Source organism: Sphaerisporangium sp. NPDC005289, assembly GCF_040607455.1.
Lineage (GTDB): Bacteria > Actinomycetota > Actinomycetes > Streptosporangiales > Streptosporangiaceae > Sphaerisporangium > Sphaerisporangium rhizosphaerae.
Map to the genome: position 1 here is coordinate 119963 of NZ_JBEXGS010000024.1, position 20428 is coordinate 140390.

Annotated in this window: 16 protein-coding genes, 2 tRNA genes and 1 riboswitch; of the genes, 9 read left to right on the forward strand and 9 right to left on the reverse strand. The window is 70.2% G+C overall.

Annotated elements, in window-relative coordinates; genetic code table 11:
• Positions 1-5: 5 nt before the first annotated feature.
• Positions 6-611, reverse strand: a complete 606-nt coding sequence (locus ABZT47_RS32370; RefSeq protein WP_354850656.1) for a response regulator transcription factor — start codon at positions 609-611, stop codon at positions 6-8.
• 246 nt (positions 612-857) lie between these two features.
• Between ABZT47_RS32370 and ABZT47_RS32375 the strand changes: the two genes are divergently transcribed.
• Positions 858-2165 carry a site-2 protease family protein gene (locus ABZT47_RS32375; RefSeq protein WP_354850658.1) on the forward strand — a complete coding sequence of 436 codons (1308 nt, stop codon included), beginning with the start codon at positions 858-860 and terminating at the stop codon, positions 2163-2165.
• A 155-nt stretch (positions 2166-2320) separates the two neighbouring features.
• On the opposite strand, the gene ABZT47_RS32380 is transcribed toward ABZT47_RS32375, so the two are convergent.
• The 6 genes from ABZT47_RS32380 to ABZT47_RS32405 all read right to left on the reverse strand — a co-directional run bounded on the left by ABZT47_RS32380 (position 2321) and on the right by ABZT47_RS32405 (position 8295).
• Entirely contained in the window at positions 2321-3262 is a 942-nt protein-coding gene (locus ABZT47_RS32380) for a hypothetical protein (protein WP_354850663.1), read from the reverse strand.
• A 34-nt stretch (positions 3263-3296) separates the two neighbouring features.
• Positions 3297-3435, reverse strand: a riboswitch (cyclic di-AMP (ydaO/yuaA leader).
• Positions 3436-3566: 131 nt separating this feature from the next.
• Positions 3567-4640, reverse strand: a complete 1074-nt coding sequence (gene galT / locus ABZT47_RS32385; RefSeq protein ID WP_354850666.1) for a galactose-1-phosphate uridylyltransferase — start codon at positions 4638-4640, stop codon at positions 3567-3569.
• Entirely contained in the window at positions 4637-5557 is a 921-nt protein-coding gene (locus tag ABZT47_RS32390; RefSeq protein ID WP_354850669.1) for a DeoR/GlpR family DNA-binding transcription regulator, read from the reverse strand. The genes galT and ABZT47_RS32390 overlap by 4 nt, the downstream gene beginning before the upstream one ends.
• 420 nt (positions 5558-5977) lie before the next feature.
• Positions 5978-6547 (reverse strand): TIGR03086 family metal-binding protein, encoded by a 570-nt coding sequence (locus tag ABZT47_RS32395; protein WP_354850672.1) that lies wholly within the window; start codon positions 6545-6547, stop codon positions 5978-5980.
• A gap of 110 nt (positions 6548-6657) precedes the next feature.
• Positions 6658-8013, reverse strand: a complete 1356-nt coding sequence (locus ABZT47_RS32400; protein WP_354850675.1) for an NAD(P)/FAD-dependent oxidoreductase — start codon at positions 8011-8013, stop codon at positions 6658-6660.
• Positions 8014-8224: 211 nt separating this feature from the next.
• Positions 8225-8295 (reverse strand) — tRNA-Gly (locus ABZT47_RS32405).
• 90 nt (positions 8296-8385) lie between these two features.
• Between ABZT47_RS32405 and ABZT47_RS32410 the strand changes: the two genes are divergently transcribed.
• Positions 8386-8459, forward strand: a tRNA-Pro gene (locus ABZT47_RS32410).
• A gap of 236 nt (positions 8460-8695) precedes the next feature.
• On the opposite strand, the gene ABZT47_RS32415 is transcribed toward ABZT47_RS32410, so the two are convergent.
• Complete coding sequence (locus tag ABZT47_RS32415; RefSeq protein WP_354850678.1) at positions 8696-9205, reverse strand: ATP-binding protein; 510 nt, start codon at positions 9203-9205, stop codon at positions 8696-8698.
• Positions 9206-9466: 261 nt separating this feature from the next.
• On the opposite strand from ABZT47_RS32415, the gene ABZT47_RS32420 reads away from it, so the two are divergent.
• The 7 genes from ABZT47_RS32420 to ABZT47_RS32450 all read left to right on the forward strand — a co-directional run bounded on the left by ABZT47_RS32420 (position 9467) and on the right by ABZT47_RS32450 (position 19697).
• Positions 9467-10336: a helix-turn-helix transcriptional regulator gene (locus ABZT47_RS32420; protein ID WP_354850681.1), complete on the forward strand. Its 870-nt coding sequence runs from the start codon at positions 9467-9469 to the stop codon at positions 10334-10336.
• A gap of 211 nt (positions 10337-10547) precedes the next feature.
• Complete coding sequence (tig, locus tag ABZT47_RS32425) at positions 10548-11927, forward strand: trigger factor (RefSeq protein WP_354850684.1); 1380 nt, start codon at positions 10548-10550, stop codon at positions 11925-11927.
• Positions 11928-12221: 294 nt separating this feature from the next.
• Entirely contained in the window at positions 12222-13793 is a 1572-nt protein-coding gene (locus tag ABZT47_RS32430; RefSeq protein WP_354850687.1) for a Na+/H+ antiporter, read from the forward strand.
• A gap of 116 nt (positions 13794-13909) precedes the next feature.
• Positions 13910-14554: an ATP-dependent Clp protease proteolytic subunit gene (locus ABZT47_RS32435; RefSeq protein WP_354850690.1), complete on the forward strand. Its 645-nt coding sequence runs from the start codon at positions 13910-13912 to the stop codon at positions 14552-14554.
• Positions 14555-14565: 11 nt separating this feature from the next.
• Complete coding sequence (locus ABZT47_RS32440) at positions 14566-15210, forward strand: ATP-dependent Clp protease proteolytic subunit (RefSeq protein WP_354850693.1); 645 nt, start codon at positions 14566-14568, stop codon at positions 15208-15210.
• Between the two features lie 180 nt (positions 15211-15390).
• Positions 15391-16674, forward strand: a complete 1284-nt coding sequence (clpX, locus tag ABZT47_RS32445; RefSeq protein WP_354850697.1) for an ATP-dependent Clp protease ATP-binding subunit ClpX — start codon at positions 15391-15393, stop codon at positions 16672-16674.
• Between the two features lie 431 nt (positions 16675-17105).
• Positions 17106-19697 (forward strand): valine--tRNA ligase, encoded by a 2592-nt coding sequence (locus ABZT47_RS32450; RefSeq protein WP_354850700.1) that lies wholly within the window; start codon positions 17106-17108, stop codon positions 19695-19697.
• A 132-nt stretch (positions 19698-19829) separates the two neighbouring features.
• Here ABZT47_RS32450 and ABZT47_RS32455 read toward each other — a convergent pair whose 3' ends face one another.
• Entirely contained in the window at positions 19830-20354 is a 525-nt protein-coding gene (locus tag ABZT47_RS32455; protein ID WP_354850703.1) for a sigma-70 family RNA polymerase sigma factor, read from the reverse strand.
• Positions 20355-20428 lie beyond the last annotated feature (74 nt).

Below are 20428 nucleotides of genomic sequence, written 5' to 3' on the forward strand. Positions count from 1 at the left end.
CGCGATCAGAGCCAGCCGGTCTCGGCGGCGATGCGCACCGCGTCGGCGCGGTTGCGGGCTCCGGTCTTGCAGATGATGCGCGACAGATGATTTCGGACCGTTCCCACAGAGAGATAGAGCTTGGCGGCGATCTCCTTGGAGGAGGCGCCCTGGGCGGCGATGCGCAGGACGTCCTGCTCGCGGGGGGTGAGAGGGTTGTCGGCCGAGGTGAGCGCCGCGATGGCGAGGTCGGAGTCGACGGCCTTGCGCCCGGAGGCGACGCGGCGGATGCCGTCGGCCAGATGCTCGGGCGCCACGTTCGTGCTCAGGAAGCCGAGCGCGTGGGCGGCGAAGGCCCGGCGCACCTGCCCGGGGTTCGGCCGCGCCGACAGCAGCAGCACCTTGCAGCGCGGCGCCTTCTGGTGCAGGCGCGCGGCGGCGGTGAGCCCGTCGACGTCGGGGAGGTCGACGTCGACCACCGCCACGTCCGGGGTGAGTTCCATGGCTGCCGGCACGATGTATTCGCCGGAGGCGACGTCGGCGATCACCATGAGATCCTTCTCGCCGTTCAGCGAGGCGACGAGGCCCCGGCGGACGAGAGGTAGGTGTTCGGCAACCAGGATGCGTATCAAGGTGCTCCCTTGGTCCTTGGGAACAGAACCGGCAAATTATGCTACGCCGACTCATATCCCACGGTGTCTACATGATTGCGTACCGTCAATGCAGTCTCCCGATTCGCTCCACCGCGCGCAAGTCACTCCTACGCTTGGTCGTTGAGTGTTGTTTTCCGGCGGCGGCCGAAGCCCTCGCGCGTTCGGTTACGCTCGGAACGGGCAATCCAAACAGAAGGCATCTTCTCCGACGTGGGGGTAGCACCTATGAGCTGGCTCGCAGTGGCCGGGTTTCTCATCTTCTTCGTCGGGTTGGCCGTGTCCATTGCCCTGCACGAGTTGGGCCATCTGGTGCCCGCGAAGTTCTTCGGCGTCAAGGTCACGCAGTACATGGTCGGTTTCGGGCCCACGATGTGGTCGCGCCGCCGCGGCGATACCGAATACGGCCTGAAGTGGATTCCGATGGGCGGCTACATCCGCATGATCGGGGCACTTCCTCCCCGGCCCAACGATGATCCGAACAAGCTTCGCAACATCTCCACCGGGCCGTGGCAGGCGCTCATCGAGAGCGCCAGGCAGGCGGCGCTGGAGGAGGTCAAGCCCGGCGACGCCGACCGCGTCCTGTACCGCAAGCCCTGGTGGCAGAAGGTCATCATCTTCATCGGCGGTCCCGCGATGAACTTCGTGCTGGCCTTCGTGCTGTTCGCCATCGTGCTGATGGGCTTCGGCATCTCGGTGCCCAAGCCCGTGGTCGCCGAGGTCTCAAAGTGCGTCGTCACCGTGGCCGAGCAGGAGAAGGGCCAGCAGTGCACCCCGGCCCACCGGTCCACGCCCGCGGCGCTCGCCGGGCTCAGGGCCAAGGACAAGATCGTCTCGTTCGGCGGCAGGCCGGTGAACTCCTGGGACGACGCCAGTACGCTGATCCGCACCCATGGCGCAGGCCCGGTCGCCATCGGCATCGAGCGCGACGGCAAGCCGATGACGCTGAACGCCACGCTCATCGCGCAAGATCGCCCCTCCCTCGACGACCCGGAGAAGCTGGACAAGAACGTCGGCTTCCTCGGCGTCAGCCCCACCCTCGTCGTGGAGAAGCAAGGGCTCGGGTACGTCGTCGGCGCCATGGCCGACCTGGTCAGGCGCACCGGCTCGGCACTGCTGCAACTGCCGCAGAGGCTCGTCGGGGTCTGGCAGGCGGCCTTCGGCGGCGCCGAGCGTGACCTCAACAGCCCGCAGAGCGTCGTCGGCGCCGGGCGCCTGGGCGGCGCGATCGCCGCGGCGGCCATCCCGCTGGAGAACAAGATCGCCGGTTTCATCCAGCTCCTGGCCGGGTTCAACCTCGCGATCGGCATGTTCAACCTGATCCCGCTGATGCCGCTGGACGGCGGCCAGATCGCCGGCGGCCTGTGGGAGGGCATCAAGCGCGGTTACGCCCGGGTGCGCCGCCGCCCGATGCCGGGGCACGTGGACATCGCCAAGGCGCTGCCGCTGACGTACACGGTCGCGATCTTCCTGATCGCCATGAGCAGCCTGCTCATCTACGCCGACATCGTCAACCCCATCCGCCTGCCGGGCTGATCGGCCCCACCGGCGCCGGGCCGCGCGGCAGGCGCCCCGCAGGCACGTCGCGGTGCCACGCCCGCCGCCCGGTCACCGGGCGGCGGGTCACCGTAATACATCCTCCGGGCGAGTGTCCGGATGGAACTTTCACCGGCGGCAAGACGGCCGGACGGCTAGTACATCGAGATGTGCACGTGGTCGAAGTGGTTGGCGGTGATCCCGCCGCGGTTGGCCATCGACCGCCAGCCGGGAAAGCCCAGGTTGTAGATCCGCTGCCGGTAGATCACGTACTTCACGCCGAGCTTGCCGCCGTTCTTGATGGCCCAGGCGGCGATCTGCTCGCCCATCGCGACGCCGGCGGGCGAGGGCATCGCCCCGCCGGAGCTGAGCATGAAGTCGCATGCCCGGCCCAGCGGGTGCTCGCCACTGTTCTCGGGGCGGTAGCAGCCGACGGGGAACCGCAGCGGGAAGTGGTCCTTGACCTCGGCGCGCATCAGCCGCATCCGCGGGGTGATGTTCTCGCTCCCGGCCGGCAGCTCGGGCGCCCAGCTGCCGTTGGCCTGCTTGCCCGGGGCGGTGGGCACCAGCCGGTCCAGCTTGTCCTTGATCTGGCCGATCAGCTTCTCGGCGTCCCTGCGCTGGGCGGTCACCTCGACGACGTCGTCGCGCAGGCCGTCGGTCAGCGCGGCCGCGTCGTCGGCCGCCTTCTTGCGGGCGTCACGGGCCGTGGCATATCGGCCGATCTCGGCGGACTGCTCGGCCTGGAGCTGTTGCAGCATCGCGGCGCCGCCGAAACCGGGCGACATGAGCTCGCGCATCATGCCGAGGCCGCTGCCCGCCTGGTAGCTGAGCTGGGCGATGTCGCCCACCTGGCCCTCGGAGGCGGTGAGCTCGGTCTCCGCGGCCTTCAGCCGCTCACGGGCCTTCTTCTCCGCGTCCTTGGCCTTGGCGACCGCGACGCGCTTGGCGTTGTACTGGGCGATCAGCTTGTCGACCTGCTTGCCGAGGGCGGCGAGCTGTGCCTTGAGCTGTTTCTCGGTGGGTTTGGGGGCGGCGGCGCCGGCCGTGGACGGGCCGAGCACCAGGGCGGCCACCATCAGAGCGCAGGCGGCCACGGAACCGTGGCGGCCGGAAGACAGGGGCAGAGCCCGCTCCTCTCCATCTGCCGACCGGGTTAGCTGACGGGTTCGGGCCGGAGACGCCCTACCACACGCGTGGATTCACCCCAGAGGAACCGATGGGTCCCCGGCTCCCAGGCGGGGCACCTGGGATTAGGCGGACCGGCCGTTACGGCCGGTGTCTGATGGATGGTAGTGGTAGATCCGTATTTATGGCGACCCCGGAGGTGACGTCCCCCGACGTGGCGTGCGCGTGGTCACCGCCGCCGCGCCCGCGGCGGGCCGTCCAGGGCGGGCGCGGTCACGGCTGCTCGCGCAGCATCCGGGCGGCCTCCTCGGGCAGCACGTCGTTGACGAACGCGCCCATCGCCGACTCCGACCCGGCCAGGTACTTCAGCTTCTGCGCCGCCCGCCGGATGCTGAACAGCTGCAGGTGCAGGTAGGCGAGGTCGCGCCCGGTGCGCACGGGCGCCTGGTGCCAGGCCGCGACGTAGGGCATGGTGACCCCGAACAGCCCGTCCAGCCGCCGCAGCACGTCGGTGTAGAGCGGGCCGAAGGCCGCGCGCTCCTCGGCGTCCAGCTCGCGAAGGTCGGCCGCCCTGCGGTTGAGGTAGACGTGCACCTCGAACGGCCACCGCGCCGCCGCGGGGACGAACGCCGTCCAGTGCTCGTTGGAGGCGACCACGCGCGTCTCGGCCTTGCGCTCGGCGGCCAGCACGTCCGCGAACAGGTCGCCGCCCGTGCGCTCGCGGTAGCGGGCCGCCGAGGCCAGCATCTGCCGCGTGCGAGGCGTCACGTACGGATAGGCGTAGATCTGGCCGTGCGGGTGCGCCAGCGTGATGCCGATCTCGGCGCCGCGGTTCTCGAACGGGAACACCTGCTCCACGCCGTCCAGCCGCGAGAGGTGGTCGGTGCGGTCGGCGAGCGCCACCAGCACCAGATCGACCTGCTCGGGAGACAGCCGGGAGAAGGAGGAGTCGTGCCGGGAGGTGAAGCACACCACCTCGCACCGGCCGACGCCGGGCCGCACCTCGCTCAGGCCGCCCACGTCCTCGTAGTGGCCCAGGTTGAAGCTGAAGGACGGGAAACGGTTCTCGAACACCGCGACGTCGTAGTCGGCGGCGGGGATCTCGGTCGCGTGGCCCGGCCGGGAGGGGCACAGGGGGCATTCGTCGGTGGGGGGCAGGAACGTGCGGCCCTGGCGGTGCCCGGCGATGGCGATCCACTCGTCCATCACCGGGTCGTACCGCAGCTCCGAGGCCGCGGGGCGCGGGGGCAGCTCGCGGGTGTCGGCGGCGCCGCGGTCGGCGCTCTCGTCGTGGTCGAAGTAGATGAGCTCTCGCCCATCGGCGAGCTGGGTGACGGTCCGCTTCACCGGGCCACCTCCTGTCCGGCGGCCGGCTGAGCCGCCTGTCCTGTCGTGTCGGCGGCCCGGGCCGCCCGTTCTGTTCCCGGAGCGCGGTTCGCGCGTCCGGACCCGCCGGCGTCGCGCGCCGGCTCGGTCGATGGCGCCGTCCCCGCAGGGTCGGCCAGCAGCAGCGTGCCGGCCTGCTCGGACAGCGCCGATCTGGCCTCCTCCGGCAGGCCGGTGTCGCTGATCACGACGTGCGCCTCGTCCAGCTTGGCGATCGTGCTGATGCCGACGGTGCCCCACTTGGTGTGGTCGGCCAGCACGACCAGCCGCTGCGCCGCCGCGACCAGTTCGCGGTCGGTCTCGGCCTCAAGGATGTTGGGGGTGGTGAAGCCCGCCCTGGGGTTCATGCCGTGCACGCCGAGCATCAGCGTGTCGACGTTGAGCGCGCGGATGGCCGCCACGGCGACCGGCCCCACCAGCGCGTCCGACGGCGTGCGCACCCCTCCGGTGAGCACGACGGTCTGGTCGGCGCGCCCGGCCCGGTGGAAGACGTCGGCGACCTGGACGGAGTTGGTGATGACCGTGAGGTGGGGGACGTCGGCCAGGTGATGGGCCAGGGTCCAGGTGGTCGTGCCGGCCGACAGCGCGACCGCGCTGCCCGGGCGCACCAGCTCGGCGGCGCGGCGGGCGATCGCCTCCTTCTCGGCCTGCTGGCGCACCGACTTGGCCGCGAAGCCCGGCTCCTCGGTGGACCCCGCGCCGGTGGCGGTGGCGCCGCCGTGCACCTTGTCGACCAGCCCGCGCTCGGCCAGCGCCTCAAGGTCGCGGCGGATCGTCATGTCCGACACCCCGAGCTCGCGCACCAGGTCGGCGACCCGTACCGCGCCGCTCCTGCGGACGCGCTCGAGGATCGCCTGCTGCCGTTGCTGAGCCAGCATCGCCTCACCTCTCCACCAAGTTCCATCAAAATACTACATAATCTGACCTGCATCTTGTTGGAACGTGAGGGGCGATGGTGGGGCGGGTGGACGGTCCCGGGTGGCGGCTCTGGGGGGCTTTCTTTGGCGTTTGGGCCTTGTACCGGTTCGGGCGCGGATGCATGGTGGGGAGCACGACCCGTACCGATGGGGAGGCCGAGATGGCGAGACGCGCGCGCAAGAGCCGGGCCCGCAAGAAGAGGAAGGCCAACCACGGCAAGCGGCCCGTCTCCCGCTGACCCTCCCCACGCCGGCCGTCACCTCGCCACCGCGTCGGCCGTGCGGGCATGCCGGAGGTGACCCCGCGTCGTCTCCCGGCCGGGTGCCGGGGGCGGTGACGCGCGACGGGGCCGAGAGTACCGCGCTCCCTCGGCCCGCGCGTCAGCCGCCGCGGCCCCAAGCGGCCAGCAGGCGGGTCTGCGGGTCGGTGTCCTCCGGCAGCGGCGGGCGCTCGGCGATCACCCCGGCCTGCCGGTAGCCCTCCTCCGCTCCGGCGAACCACTCGGCGCACACCTCGACGAGCTCGGGGTCCAGCCGCTCGTCACCGCCGATCGCCCTGGCGAGGTCCCAGGTGTGGATGAGGGTGTCGGCGAACAGCTCGGCGATGTACTCCGCCCCGGAGACGTCGCCGAACGACAGGCGCACCGTCCGCGTGAGGACGTCGGCCGGCTCCATGGCGCGCATCGCCGCGGCCGCCGCCACGTCGAACGCCTTCACCGGGTCGTCGCCGAGCAGGTCGCCCTCGGTCAGCTCGCCGGCCTCCGCGGCCTGCCGCCCCGCGAGCAGCTGCGGCGCCAGCAGGCTCTCGCCCACCAGATGGTCGACCATGCCGTGGACGTCCCAGCCGGCGCAGGCCGTGGGCAGCCGCCACTGATCGGCCCTGACCTGGTGAACGTGCGCGCCGAAGGCGTCCAGGGCCCTGCGATAGGCCTCGCGGATGTCCATCGTCATCATGTCCCTCCCGCGTCGTCCAACCGACGTTAACCCGGCCGCGGACCCCCCGTCAGGGGCGAGGACGGACGGGACGCCGGGGCGGCGGGCGCGGTCGCGGTCGCGGGACGTTATCGCAGAAGGCTCAGGGTGTCCTCCACCGCCCGGTGGAAGGTCGGGTAGGCGTAGATCATGCTCGTGAGCCGGTCGAGCGGCGTGCGTTCATGCACGGCCAGCGTCAGCAGGCCCAGCACCTCACCGCCGCACGGCCCCGCCACCGTCGCGCCGACCAGCGCGTCCTCGTCGGCGACGAGCTTGACCAGCCCCACGCCGCGGTGGATCCACCCGCGCGCCGAGGAGGCGACGGGCGTGGCCGCCGTGCGCACGGCGAGGCCCAGCTCGCGGGCCTGCCGTTCGGTCAGGCCCACCGCGCCCACCTCGGGGTCGGTGAAGGTCACCCTCGGCGCCGCGCGGTAGTCCGCCGCCGGGCCGTGCTCGCCCAGGATGTCGGCCAGGGCGACGCGCGCCTGGTACACCGCCACGTGGGTGAACGCGCCCTCGCCCGTAACGTCTCCGACCGCCCACACCCCCTCGGTGGCCCTCATGCGGTCGTCCACCTTGATCACCTGCGCCGACTCCTCCAGGCCGACGGCGCCCACGCCGATGGCGGCCAGGTCGCAACGCCGCCCGGTGGCCACCAGCAGCCGCTCGGCGCGGTGGCTGCCGTCCTCGGTCATCACGGTGAAGGCGGAGCCATGGTGGTCGACCCGGGTGACCTTGGCGTCCGTGCGTACCGTGATGCCCTCCTTGGCGAAGACCTCGGCGAGCAGCTCGCCGGCCTCCGGCTCCTCGGACGGCAGCAGGCCGCCGGCCGCCTCCAGGACGGTCACCTCGGCGCCGAAGCGGCGCAGCACCTGGCCGAACTCCACGCCGACGGCGCCGCCGCCGAGCACGATGATCGACTCGGGCGCCCGTTCGGCCTCGGTCGCCTCGCGGTTGGTCCAGTACGGAGTGCCGGCCAGCCCGGCGATCGGCGGCACGGCCGGCTGCGAGCCGGTGGCGACGACGATGCCGCGGCGGGCGCGCAGCACCCGTGAGCCGTCCACCGTGACCTCGCCGGGGGCCGTGATCTTGCCGCGGCCCCGTACCAGCGTGCCGCCCTGGTCGTGGAAGCGGTCGGCGGCGACCTTGTCGTCCCAGTTGTCGGTGGCCTCCTCGCGGATGCGCCGGGCCACGGGCGCCCAGTCGGGCACGACCGTCGCCTCGCCCGCCATGGACGGGATGCGTCCGCCCTCGGCCAGCAGATCGGCGGCGCGCACCATCATCTTGGTCGGCACGCACGCCCAGTAGGGGCATTCCCCGCCCACCAGGCGGGACTCGACGCCGGCGACGGCCAGACCGGCCTCCGCGAGGCGTCCCGCGACCTGTTCGCCTCCCGGTCCGAGCCCCAGGACGACGACGTCGAACTCTTCGATATCGGCAGCCATGGCCTTCCCCTGCCCAAGCCCCGCACCACCGACACGGTCACTACCAAGATCTTCCCCGGTCGTGTCCCGGGGGGGCAGGGGCCGCGCGCTCCGGCCCCGCCGGAGGAGAAAAAGCAGGAGCGGCCGAAAAATAAGACGGCTCGAAGTCGGTGGTGGAAATGGGAAAGGCCCGGGCGGAGAACGTGCCTCCTGCCTGGGCCTTCGTGCTGAGAGCGGACGACGGGAATCGAACCCGCGTAGCCAGTTTGGAAGACTGGGGCTCTACCATTGAGCTACGTCCGCGCGAGCCGGTCGCCGTCTGGTCTAGACTTCTCCCGGTCGTCAGGACGTAAGCGTACCGGAGATTGCGAGTGCGCGAGCGGCCCGATGCTCCGGGGTGTAGCGCAGCTTGGTAGCGCGCCTGCTTTGGGTGCAGGAGATCATCGGTTCAAATCCGGTCACCCCGACGTGCCCGGCGCCGGGCGGCGCCGATGCGACGGCGACGCCGGGCCCGGCCGTCGGCGGCGGGGACGCGGGGACGACGCTCTAGCGGGCGTGAAAGGTTCATCGTGCCGCCGGTGCGATCGGCGGCGTTCTTCCTGCCGGCGCGCGAAGCGCGGGACGGGTCCGCCCGGCGGGTCCGGCGAAGGCCCGCCGGTTCGCGAGTGGACCGAAACCCTGTGGGCAACGTGCTGACCGCTGGTCAGCGCTCCGCGCGAAACAGGGCCCAGACGGCCTTGCCACCCTCTTCCAGCGACTCCCAGCCCCACGCCTTGCTGTAGGTGTCGACGATGTAGAGGCCTCGTCCGTGCTCGGAGACGAAGTCGGGTTGCCTGCGGGTCGGCGCCTCATCGCTGGGGTCGGAGACCGCCAGCAGCACGTGCTGCGACATTCGCAGGAGCAGCAGCGTGATCGGGTGGTCCTCATAGCGGCGGGCGGTGTGGCAGGCATAGCGCACGGCGTTGGTGACCAGTTCCGACACCACGAGGGTCGCGTCGTCGCCGATCTGGGGGCAACCCCAGCCGCTCAAGGTCCTGCGGGTCACGTCGCGGGCCGTTTTCACGGAATCGGCCTGGGGGCGGAGCGGGCAGGTGGTGCGGTCTTCATGTCGACCGGCACGTAATATGCGCCGAAATCCCACTTCAGGCGTTGCTTCCAGGCAATGAGCCGCGGATAGGGGCTCCAGCATCCTGCTGATACCTCCCACCGTCATTGTGTCTCCGCAGCCAGTGCCGTTATAGGGGTTAGTGCACCTTAAGCCCAATATGCACTAGGCCATCATGGGTCAGTATTCGGCTTGGTGCAAGACCCAAATGCACGTGCACCTGCGCCGTGCAGGCGCAAGAACCGTCCGTGATGTCACCCCGCCGTCGCACTGATGCGACCGGCGCGCCCGACGCGCGGCCCAGACCTTGTCACGAGAGCCGGAAGTGGTGACACTGTGTGGGCTGGCCCGAGAAGAGAAGGAGGCCGAATGACGCAGTTCCAGCCCGGATCCGGTCCTACGGCTCTCCGCATCCTGCTGGGGTCCCAGCTCCGCCGGCTTCGCGAACAGAAAGGCATTTCGCGAGAGGAGGCCGGACATCTGATCCGCGGTTCCGAATCCAAGATCAGCCGGATGGAGCTCGGCCGGGTCGGGTTCAAGGAACGCGATGTGTCCGACCTGCTCGCCTATTACGGCGTCGAGGACGGCGAGGCGCGCTCGACGGTGATGGAGCTGCTGCAGAGGGCCAACGAGCCCGGCTGGTGGCACCGCTTCAACGACCTGCTGCCCTCGTGGTTCCAGGCCTACGTCGGCCTGGAGGAGGCGGCGTCCCGCATCCGCACCTACGAGGTGCAGTTCGTCCCCGGCCTGCTGCAGACCAAGGAGTACGCCCGCGCCGTCATCAGGGCGGGCGCGACGGGCGTCGGGGCGGCCGAGATCGCGCGGCGCGTCGACCTGCGCATGGAGCGCCAGCGCGTGCTCGACCGGGTCAACGGCCCGGTGTTCTGGGCGGTGATCGACGAGGCGGCGCTGCGGCGGCCGATCGGCGGCGCGGACGTCATGCGGGGCCAGTTGCAGCACCTGCTCGAGCTCATGCGCCAGCCGAACATCACGATTCAGGTCATGCCGTTCAGCTACGGCGGTCACAGCGCCGAGGGCGGGGCGTTCAGCGTGCTCCGCTTCGAAGACAATGAGCTTCCCGACGTGGTATACGTCGAGCAGCTCGCCAGCGCGCTGTACCTGGACAAACGAGACGAAGTGGACCGTTACAGCGAGGTCATGGAGCGGTTGTGCGCCGTCAGCACCACCCCCGAGGCCACGGTCGACATTCTCCAAAAGATCATCTCTGAGAGATTCTGACGCCTGTCGGTGACGCCGAAGGTGCTCGTCTGCCCTAGACTGGCAAGCGGCGCTGGACACCCGCCACGATTGAGCACGCCCAGACATGGTTGTGCCGGTTGGCCCGTGCACTGAGCCGCCCATGTGGGCGCGGCGCGCGAGCATGTCGCGGGTCGCCGTACGGCATGACGCCGCCCGCGATCACCAGAAGCTTGACCAAGGAGACCACCCCGTGAAGACCGCTGTCGAGGAGCTCAGCCCGACCCGGGTGAAGCTCACCGTCGAGGTGCCGTTCGAGGAGCTCGAGACGAGCATGCAGGCGGCGTACAAGAAGGTCGCGCAGCAGGTGCGCGTCCCCGGCTTCCGCCCCGGCAAGGTTCCCGCCCGCATCATCGAGCAGCGCTTCGGCCGCGCGGTGGTTCTGGAGGAGACCCTCAACGAGGCCCTGCCGAAGCTGTACGGCCAGGCCGTGGACGAGAGCGACGTCTTCCCGGTCAGCCAGCCGGAGATCGAGGTCACCAAGATCGACGACGGCAAGGAGGTGGAGTTCACCGCCGAGGTGGACGTCCGCCCCGCCTTCGACGTCCCCGACTACGAGGGCCTCGAGGTCACCGTCCCCTCGGCCGAGGTCTCCGACGAGGACATCGACACCCAGATCGACGCCCTGCGCCAGCGCTTCGCCACGCTCACCGGCGTCGAACGCGCCGCGGGCAACGGCGACTACGTCGTGATGGACCTCTCGGCCACCATCGACGGCAAGAACATCGAGGAGCAGCAGGCCTCCGACGTCTCCTACGAGGTGGGCGCGGGCTCGGTGCTGCAGGGCCTGGACGACGCGCTGGTCGGCATGTCCGCGGGCGACGAGAAGTCCTTCACCACGACCCTCGTCGGCGGCGAGAACGCCGGCGAGGAGGCCGAGGTCACCATCACGATCAAGAGCGTCAAGGAGAAGGTCCTCCCTGAGCTCGACGACGAGTTCGCCGGCCTCGCCAGCGAGTTCGACACGCTGGAGGAGCTGCGCGAGAGCCTGCGCGCCCAGGCCCGCCGCAACAAGCTGGTCGACCAGGTCGTGCAGGCCCGCGAGAACGCCGTGGCCGCCGTGCTCGACCAGATCGACATCCCGCTGCCCGACAGCGCGCTCAAGGCCGAGCTGGACGCCCGCAAGCACAACCTCGAGCACCAGATCGCCGAGAGCGGCCTCAGCCGCGAGGCGTTCTTCCGGCTCTACCAGACCACCGAGGACGAGCGCTTCGCCGAGTTCGAGGAGAACTCGGCGAAGGCGATCAAGACGGGCTTCCTGCTCGACAAGATCGTCAAGTCCGAGGACATCGGGGTGAGCGAGGAGGAGCTGACCAACTTCGTGGTCCGCCGCGCGATGCAGCTCGGCGTCGCCCCGAACACCCTGGCCCAGCACCTGGCCGACAACGACCAGCTCACGCTGGCCATGGTCGAGATCGTCCGCGACAAGGCCAAGACCGTCATCGGCGACGCCGTCAAGGTGACCGACGAGGCCGGCAACGAGGTCGACCTCAAGGCCATCTACGCCGAGCTGAACGAGGGCCAGGAGGACGCCGAGGGCGCCACCGCGGCCGCCGCCCAGCCGGCCGAGTGACCCCGGCGTCCGCCGGCCCACGGCCGGCGGCGCCGCGCGAAACTCCACGATGCCCCCGCCGCGTCCTCGCGGCGGGGGCATCGCCGTCTCGTGGGCCGTCACGGCGTGAGCGCCGCCGTCCCTGCGGGCCGCCGCGTGGTGAGCGTCGCCGTCCCGGCGGGTCGCCGCGGCGTGAGGATGCACGTTCGCATTCACCGGCATATGCAGGATGCGCACACCTTAAGCGCACCTTGGGGTGATTATCGACGGATCTCGGGCAACTCAGACCTGTGAAACGGGTACGCGGGGACGCCAATGGTTGAGGGCCACGTCATCGTCGCCGTGGTCATCGCGGTGATCATGCTCGTGGGGCGGGGGCTCGGACGCGGCTTCGGCATCCCCGCGGCGATCCCGCTCGTCCTGCTCGGGCTGGCCGCGAGCTTCGTGCCGGGCATGGGGAAGGCGGCCGTGCCGCCCGACGTCATCCTCACCCTCTACCTGCCGCCCCTGGTCTACCGCGCGGCCTTCCTGACCGCCCCGCGCGAGACCAAGGAGGACGCCGTTCCCATCTCGGTGATGGCCTTCGGCCTCACCTGCGTGACCGCCCTGGCCGTCATGGCCGCCGTGCGCCTCGCCGTGCCGCAGATCGGCTGGCCGGTGGCGCTGGCGCTCGGCGCCGCGGTCGCACCCACCGACCCCGTGGCGGCGACCTCGGTCATGAAGCGCCTGGGCGCCCCCCGCCGCCTGGTGACCATCCTGGAGGGGGAGAGCCTGGTCAACGACGCCGTGGCCCTCACCCTGTTCGGCCTCGCCCTCACCGCGATCACCGAGCCGGTCACCCTCTCGGAGGGCGGCCTGATGCTGGTGCGCATCGTGGCGGGCGGCGTGCTGTACGGCCTGGTCCTCGGCTGGGTCGTGGCCCGGCTGCGCGGCCGGATCACGGACAACGGCGCGCAGATCGTCGTGTCGCTGATCACCCCGTTCGTCGCCTACCTCCCCGCCGAGCACTTCGGCTTCTCGGGGGTGCTCGCCACCATCACCACCGGCTTCTACCTCGGCGTACGGGCCCACGGCCTGCTCCAGCCCTCCTCCAGGCTCACCGGCGACGCCTTCTGGGAGGTGCTGGTCCTGCTGCTGGAGTCCAGCCTGTTCGTCCTGCTCGGGCTGGAGATCCGCCAGGTGCTGGACGGGGTGACGGACTATTCCTTCGCCACGCTCGCCGGCACGGCGCTGGTCGTCCTCGCCGTGGTCGTGCTGACGCGCCTGGCGTGGACCATGGCGGTCTTCCCGCTGGCCAAGTGGCTGCCGGGCCGCCATCTGTCCTTCGACGGCATCGGGCGGGCGCAGCGGCTGGTCATGGGATGGGCCGGGATGCGCGGGGCCATCACCCTCGCCGTCGCCCTGTCGATCCCGCTCACCGTCCCCAACCGGCCGCTGCTCATATTCCTGGCCGCCGTGGTCATCATGGCCACGCTGATCGGCCAGGCGACCACGCTGGCCGCGCTGCTGCGGCGCTTCGGGCTCGGCGAGACGCAGGAGTCGGTCATCGAGGAGGCCAAGGCCCGCCAGGCGACCGTGGAGGCGGCCCTGTCCAGGCTCGACCACCTGGCCTCCGAGGGCGAGGTGGACGAGCACACCGCCGGCGTGTTCCGCCAGCTCCTGGAGCTGCGCCTGGACACGGTGCGTGCGATACTCGATGAGGACGACGACGAGGACGGAACCTCGCCCGACTCCGGCACCCGCGGGCTGCGCAGGCAACTCGCCCACGCCCAGCGGGAGAAACTGGACGAGCTCTACTCCAAGGGCAAGATCAGCGCGGCGACGCAGCGGCACCTGATCCACGAGCTCGACCTGGAGGCTCGCCGTCGCGCCTCGGGCTCCCACTGACCTCCCGGTACCTGCGCCGACAGCGAACAGTGTCGAGACCGGGACTGACCGGTCGGCGCCGCGCGTTAAGGTCACAAGCAAAGCCCATCGATTACGACGCATCGGAAGGTGACGCTGTGACCAGCCCGCCGACCTCTAACCAGCCCACGAGCTTTGGGCCGGAGTCGCGTGGCCGTGAGAACGGCTCGTTCCGCCTTGAGGATCAGCTATACAACCGTCTGCTGCGTGAGCGCATCGTGGTGCTCGGCACCCAGGTGGACGACGAGGTCGCCAACCGCATCTGCGCTGAACTGCTCCTCCTTGCCGCCGACGACCCCGACCGCGACATCTGGCTGTACATCAACTCCCCTGGTGGTTCGGTCACGGCCGGCATGGCGATCTACGACATGATGGAGTACGTGCCGAACGACGTCTGCACCGTCGCCATGGGTCTGGCCGCCTCGATGGGGCAGTTCCTGCTGTGCGCCGGCGCGACGGGCAAGCGGTACGCGCTGCCGCACGCCCGCATCATGATGCACCAGCCCTCCGGCGGCATCGGCGGCACCGCGGCCGACATCGCGATCCAGGCCGAGCAGATGCTGTACGTCAAGAAGACCTTGGCCGAGCGCATCGCCCACCACACCGGCCAGCCGCTGGAGCAGATCGAGAAGGACTCCGACCGCGACCGCTGGTTCACCGCCGAGGAGGCCAGGGACTACGGCTTCATCGATAACGTCGTGCGCAGCGCGCGGCAGGTGCCCTCTGAGGGCGCCGTCTCCTGAAGGGGCAACTCGTGAGTGATCTGATCCGGCCGGGGGACATCAACGGCCGCTACATCATCCCCTCGTTCGTCGAGCGCACGACGTACGGCGTCAAGGAGATGAACCCCTACAACAAGCTGTTCGAGGACCGCATCATCTTCCTCGGCGTGCAGATCGACGACGCGTCGGCCAACGACGTGATGGCCCAGTTGCTGACGCTGGAGTCGCTCGATCCCGATCGCGACATCAGCATCTACATCAACTCGCCGGGCGGGTCGTTCACCGCGATGACCGCGATCTACGACACCATGCAGTTCGTCCGGCCCGAGATCCAGACCGTGTGCCTTGGCCAGGCGGCCTCGGCCGCGGCGGTGCTGCTGGCCGGCGGCACGTCGGGCAAGCGCTTCGCCCTGCCGAACGCCCGCGTCCTGATCCACCAGCCCTCCACCGAGGGTGGCGGCCAGGGAAGCGACATCGAGATCCAGGCGCGCGAGATCCTGCGCATGCGCGCGCTCCTGGAGACGATCGTCGCCCGGCACTCGGGCAAGGCGCCCGACGAGGTCCGCCGCGACATCGAGCGCGACAAGATCCTCAACGCCGACGAGGCCAAGGCCTACGGCCTGATCGACGACATCATCCCCTCACGGAAGAAGCGCGCTCAAGCCGTTGCTTCCTGAGGACGCGGATCGCACCGGAACGGTGCCCAATTGGGCACGTTCCGGTGCGACTCACCGCTAGGGGGCGCACTGAGGGCCCAGAAGACGGTAACGTCGAAACCTGAGCGGGATGACTTTTCGGACCGAGTCCGCAAGATTCGGATCGCGGAGCAGGCGGTCCCACGCAAAGGAGTATCTGGGGTGGCACGCATCGGCGACGGCGGAGACCTGCTGAAGTGCTCGTTCTGCGGGAAGAGCCAGAAGCAAGTCAAGAAGCTCATCGCCGGACCAGGCGTCTACATCTGCGATGAGTGCATCGATCTCTGCAACGAGATCATCGAGGAGGAGCTCTCCGAGTCCTCCGAGCTCAAGTGGGATAGCCTGCCCAAACCGAGAGAGATCTACGAGTTCCTCGACGCCTATGTCATCGGCCAGGACAAGGCGAAGAAGGCCCTCTCGGTGGCGGTCTACAACCACTACAAGCGGGTGCAGTCCGGCGAGCGCGGCCGAGACGACGGCCTGGAACTGGCGAAGTCCAACATCCTCTTGCTCGGCCCCACGGGCTCTGGCAAGACCCTTCTGGCGCAGACGCTGGCGAAGATGCTGAACGTCCCGTTCGCCATCGCGGACGCCACGGCGCTCACAGAGGCGGGGTACGTCGGAGAGGATGTCGAGAACATCCTGCTGAAGCTGATCCAGGCGGCCGACTACGACGTCAAGAAGGCCGAGACGGGCATCATCTACATCGACGAGGTCGACAAGATCGCCCGCAAGAGCGAGAACCCCTCGATCACCCGGGACGTCTCGGGCGAGGGCGTGCAGCAGGCCCTGCTGAAGATCCTCGAGGGCACCACCGCGAGCGTGCCCCCCCAGGGCGGCCGCAAGCACCCGCACCAGGAGTTCATCCAGATCGACACCACCAACGTGCTGTTCATCTGCGGTGGCGCCTTCGCCGGACTCGAGAAGATCATCGAGTCGCGCATCGGCAAGAAGGGCATCGGCTTCAACGCGATCATCCACTCCAAGGACGACATCGACGCCTCGGACATCTTCGCCGACGTCATGCCGGAGGACCTGCTGAAGTTCGGGATGATCCCCGAGTTCGTCGGCCGCCTTCCGGTGATCACCAGCGTGCACAACCTCGACCGCGAGGCGCTCATCCAGATCCTCACCGAGCCGCGCAACGCGCTGGTCAAGCAGTACCGCCGGCTGTTCGAGCTCGACAACGTGGAGCTGGAGTTCACCGACGACGCGCTCGAGGCCATCGCCGACCAGGCGATCCTGCGCGGCACCGGCGCCCGCGGCCTGCGCGCGATCATGGAGGAGGTCCTGCTCTCGGTGATGTACGAGGTGCCGTCCCGCCAGGACGTCGCCCGCGTCGTCATCACCCGCGAGTCGGTCCTGGAGCACGTCAACCCGACCCTGGTGCCGCGCGACCAGCTCAACGCCAAGCAGCAGCGCACTCCCAGGGAGAAATCCGCCTGACCGGGCGGCCCCGCCTTTCCGGCACGGGCGCCGCGTGATCGCGGAGCGGCCATCGAACCGCTCGTGATCTCGCGGCGCCCGTCGCCGTCTCTCCGCCGCCCCGCGGCGCCCGTCGCCGACTCCGCCCCCGCGGCGCCCGTCGCCGTCTCTCCGCCCCGCTCCGCCCGTCGCCGTTCGTCCGCCATCACGCGGGGTTCATGGCCGCCCTCGGGCCGGCGATCGGCTTTCCCGCCGGGTGGGCGCGGCAGCGGAGGTCGTGCGGCGCGCGGGCGATACCGGACGAACATCTCGCTCGTGTTACGCACCGTAGCGAGACCGTACTTTCAGTCGTGCCGAAGATGCCTTTTCGGTGGCCGTGACCATAATCCCGATAACGGGCGCCGGGTCGTTGCGACACGGACGGCACGCCGCCGTCCCTACAATTGGGGACTGTGACAACGCCTGAGCTGCCTACCCAGTACGCGCCCGCCGACGTCGAGACCCAGAGCTACGAGCGCTGGGTCGCCGAGGGGTACTTCACGGCGGACGTAGGCAGCGGGCGAGAGCCTTACACCATCGTGCTGCCGCCGCCCAACGTCACCGGCGTCCTGCACATCGGCCACGCCCTCGACCACTCCATCCAGGACGCCCTGAGCAGGCGCGCCCGCATGCGCGGCCACGAGGCGCTGTGGCTGCCGGGCATGGACCACGCCGGCATCGCCACCCAGAACGTCGTCGAGCGCGAGCTGGCCAAGCAGGGCCTCTCCCGGCACGACCTCGGCCGCGAGGCGTTCGTCGAGCGCGTCTGGCAGTGGAAGGAGGAGTCCGGCGGGCGCATCCTGGGCCAGATGAAGAAGCTCGGCGACAGCGTCGACTGGTCGCGCGAGCGCTTCACCATGGACGAAGGGCTCTCCCGCGCCGTCCAGACCATCTTCAAGCGGCTGTACGACGACGGGCTCATCTACCGCGCCGAGCGCATCATCAACTGGTGCCCGCGCTGCCTCACCGCGCTGTCCGACATCGAGGTCGACCACGGCGACGACGAGGGCGAGCTGGTCTCCATCCGCTACGGCGAGGGGCAGGGGGCCATCGTGGTCGCCACCACCCGCGCCGAGACGATGCTCGGGGACACCGCCGTCGCCGTCCATCCCGCCGACGAGCGCTACGCGCATCTGGTGGGCACGCAGGTGGAGGTGCCGCTGACCGGGCGGATGATCCCGATCGTGGCCGACGAGCACGTCGACCCCGCCTTCGGCACCGGCGCCGTCAAGGTGACCCCGGCGCACGACCCCAACGACTTCGAGATCGGCCGCCGGCACGGGCTGCCGTCCATCACGGTCATGGACGAGCGTGGCGTCATCACCGCGCACGGCCCGTTCCAGGGGCTCGACCGGTTCGAGGCCAGGCCCGCCGTCGTGGCGGCTCTGCGCGCCGAGGGCCGCATCGTCGCCGAGAAGCGCCCCTACGTCCACGCCGTCGGCCACTGCTCGCGCTGCAAGACCGTGGTCGAGCCGCGGCTGTCGCTGCAGTGGTTCGTCAACGTCCAGCCGCTGGCCAAGGCCGCGGGGGACGCCGTCCGCGACGGCCGCACCCGCATTCACCCGCCCGAGCTGGCCAAGCGCTACTTCGACTGGGTCGACGACATGCACGACTGGTGCATCTCGCGTCAGCTGTGGTGGGGCCATCGCATCCCGGTGTGGTACGGCCCCGAGGGCCAGGTCGTGTGCGTGGGGCCCGACGAGCAGGCTCCCGCCGGCTATGTCCAAGACTCCGACGTGCTCGACACCTGGTTCTCCTCGGGCCTGTGGCCGATCTCTACCCTCGGCTGGCCCGACCGCACGGCCGACCTCGAGCGGTTCTACCCGACCACGGTGCTGGTCACCGGCTACGACATCCTGTTCTTCTGGGTCGCCCGCATGATGATGTTCGGGCTGTACGCCATGGACGGCACGCCGCCGTTCCGCACGGTGGCCCTGCACGGCATCGTGCGCGACCAGTACGGCAAGAAGATGTCCAAGTCCTCCGGCAACGTCATCGACCCGCTCGACTGGATCTCCCGGTACGGCGCGGACGCGACGCGCTTCACCCTGCTGCGCGGGGCCGGCCCCGGCTCGGACGTCGCCATCAGCGAAGACTGGGCGGCGGGCTCGCGCAACTTCTGCAACAAGATCTGGAACGCCACCCGGTTCGCGCTGCTGAACGGCGCGACCGTCTCCGGGGCGCTGCCGGCGCCGGGCGAGCTGACCGTCGCCGACCGGTGGATCCTGTCGCGGCTGCGGGCGGTCACCGGCGCGGTGGACGCCGCCTACGAGGACTTCGAGTTCGCCAAGATCTCAGACCAGCTCTACCACTTCGCGTGGGACGAGGTCTGCGACTGGTACGTCGAGCTCGCGAAGATCCAGATCGCGTCGGGCGGTGAGGTCGCCGACCGCACCCGCCTGGTGCTGGGCCACGTGTTCGACGCCCTGCTGCGGTTGCTGCACCCGCTGGTGCCGTTCGTCACCGAGGAGCTCTGGCGGGCGCTGACCTCCGGCCCGTCCGTCATGGCGGCCTCGTGGCCGGCGGTGGCCGGGGAGTACGGCGACCAGGCGGCCGAGGAGGAGATCCTGGCCCTGCAGGAGCTCATCACCGAGGTCCGCCGGTTCCGTTCCGACCAGGGCCTGAAGCCGGGTCAGCGGGTCGCGGCCAGGCTCACGCTCGACGGCACGGCGCTCGCGGCGCACGAGCCGGCGATCCGCAGCCTGCTGCGGCTGGACGATCCCTCCGAGTCGTTCACTCCGACGGCGCGGCTCGCGGTGGGCACGGCCTCGATCGAGATCGACACCGCCGGCGCCATCGACGTCGCGGCCGAGCGCAGGCGCATGGAGAAGGATCTCGCCGCCGCGCGCAAGGAGGCGGCCCAGGTCGCCGCGAAGCTCGCCAACGAGCAGTTCATGTCCAAGGCGCCCGATGACGTGGTCGCCAAGGTCCGCGCCCGCGCCACCCAGGCGGACGCCGACATCGCCCGCCTCGAGGCCCAGCTGGCCGCCCTGCCGGCGAGCTGAGGCTCGCGGTCGCCGCCGCTGCCCTCGCTGGCTGGTCCGGGTCGCCGGCTCCGCGGCGGCGGGGCCGACGGGCTGAGGCCCCCGCCCCTGGCCGTTGGCCGCCGGCGGTCCTGCCCTTGACGGGCGGACGGGTCAGGTGGCGGCGGGGGCGAGCAGCAGCGACAGGCGGCGCAGGCCGCGTGCCGTGCGCGCCTTGACGGTGCCGAGCGGCACGCGCAGCCGGTCGGCGATCTCGCGTTGGGTCAGGTCCCCGTAGTAGGCCAGCTCGATCGCCTGCCGCTGGGCGTCGGGAAGGACGGCGAGCGCCCGCCTGATGCGGTCGCGGTCGGCGAGCACGTCGCCGTCATCGCGCCCGTCGTGGCCGGTCGGCTCGGTGACGGCCTCCAGAGGCACCGTGGTGAGCGTGCGTACCCGCAGGTGGTCGACGGCGCGCTTGTAGGCGATGCCCAGCAGCCATGCCGTGAGGCTGCGGGCAGGGTCGAAGCGGTGCCCGAACCGCCACGCCTCGGTGAAGACGACCTGCAGGACGTCCTCGACGTCCTGGGGCGGCACATATCTGCGCAGGTAGGACCGGACGGCGGGGGCGTGCGTGCGATAGCAGTCGCCGATCGCCGTCTCCTCTCCCGCGGCCAGGCGGTACTCCAGGGTCTCGTTCATGAACACCCTCATGCCATCGGAAAGCTACTCAAAACCTATTCATAGTCGCCTTCGGCATGCCGGCGCAACCGTCG

Excerpts from the sequence above, each read along its gene's own strand:
- ABZT47_RS32400 (WP_354850675.1), bottom strand. The coding sequence starts at position 8,013 with ATGGCTGCCGATATCGAAGAGTTCGACGTCGTCGTCCTGGGGCTCGGA.
- ABZT47_RS32430 (WP_354850687.1), top strand. The coding sequence starts at position 12,222 with ATGGTTGAGGGCCACGTCATCGTCGCCGTGGTCATCGCGGTGATCATG.
- ABZT47_RS32390 (WP_354850669.1), bottom strand. The coding sequence starts at position 5,557 with ATGCTGGCTCAGCAACGGCAGCAGGCGATCCTCGAGCGCGTCCGCAGG.
- ABZT47_RS32420 (WP_354850681.1), top strand. The coding sequence starts at position 9,467 with ATGACGCAGTTCCAGCCCGGATCCGGTCCTACGGCTCTCCGCATCCTG.
- ABZT47_RS32395 (WP_354850672.1), bottom strand. The coding sequence starts at position 6,547 with ATGACGATGGACATCCGCGAGGCCTATCGCAGGGCCCTGGACGCCTTC.
- ABZT47_RS32375 (WP_354850658.1), top strand. The coding sequence starts at position 858 with ATGAGCTGGCTCGCAGTGGCCGGGTTTCTCATCTTCTTCGTCGGGTTG.
- ABZT47_RS32455 (WP_354850703.1), bottom strand. The coding sequence starts at position 20,354 with ATGAACGAGACCCTGGAGTACCGCCTGGCCGCGGGAGAGGAGACGGCG.
- ABZT47_RS32415 (WP_354850678.1), bottom strand. The coding sequence starts at position 9,205 with ATGACGGTGGGAGGTATCAGCAGGATGCTGGAGCCCCTATCCGCGGCT.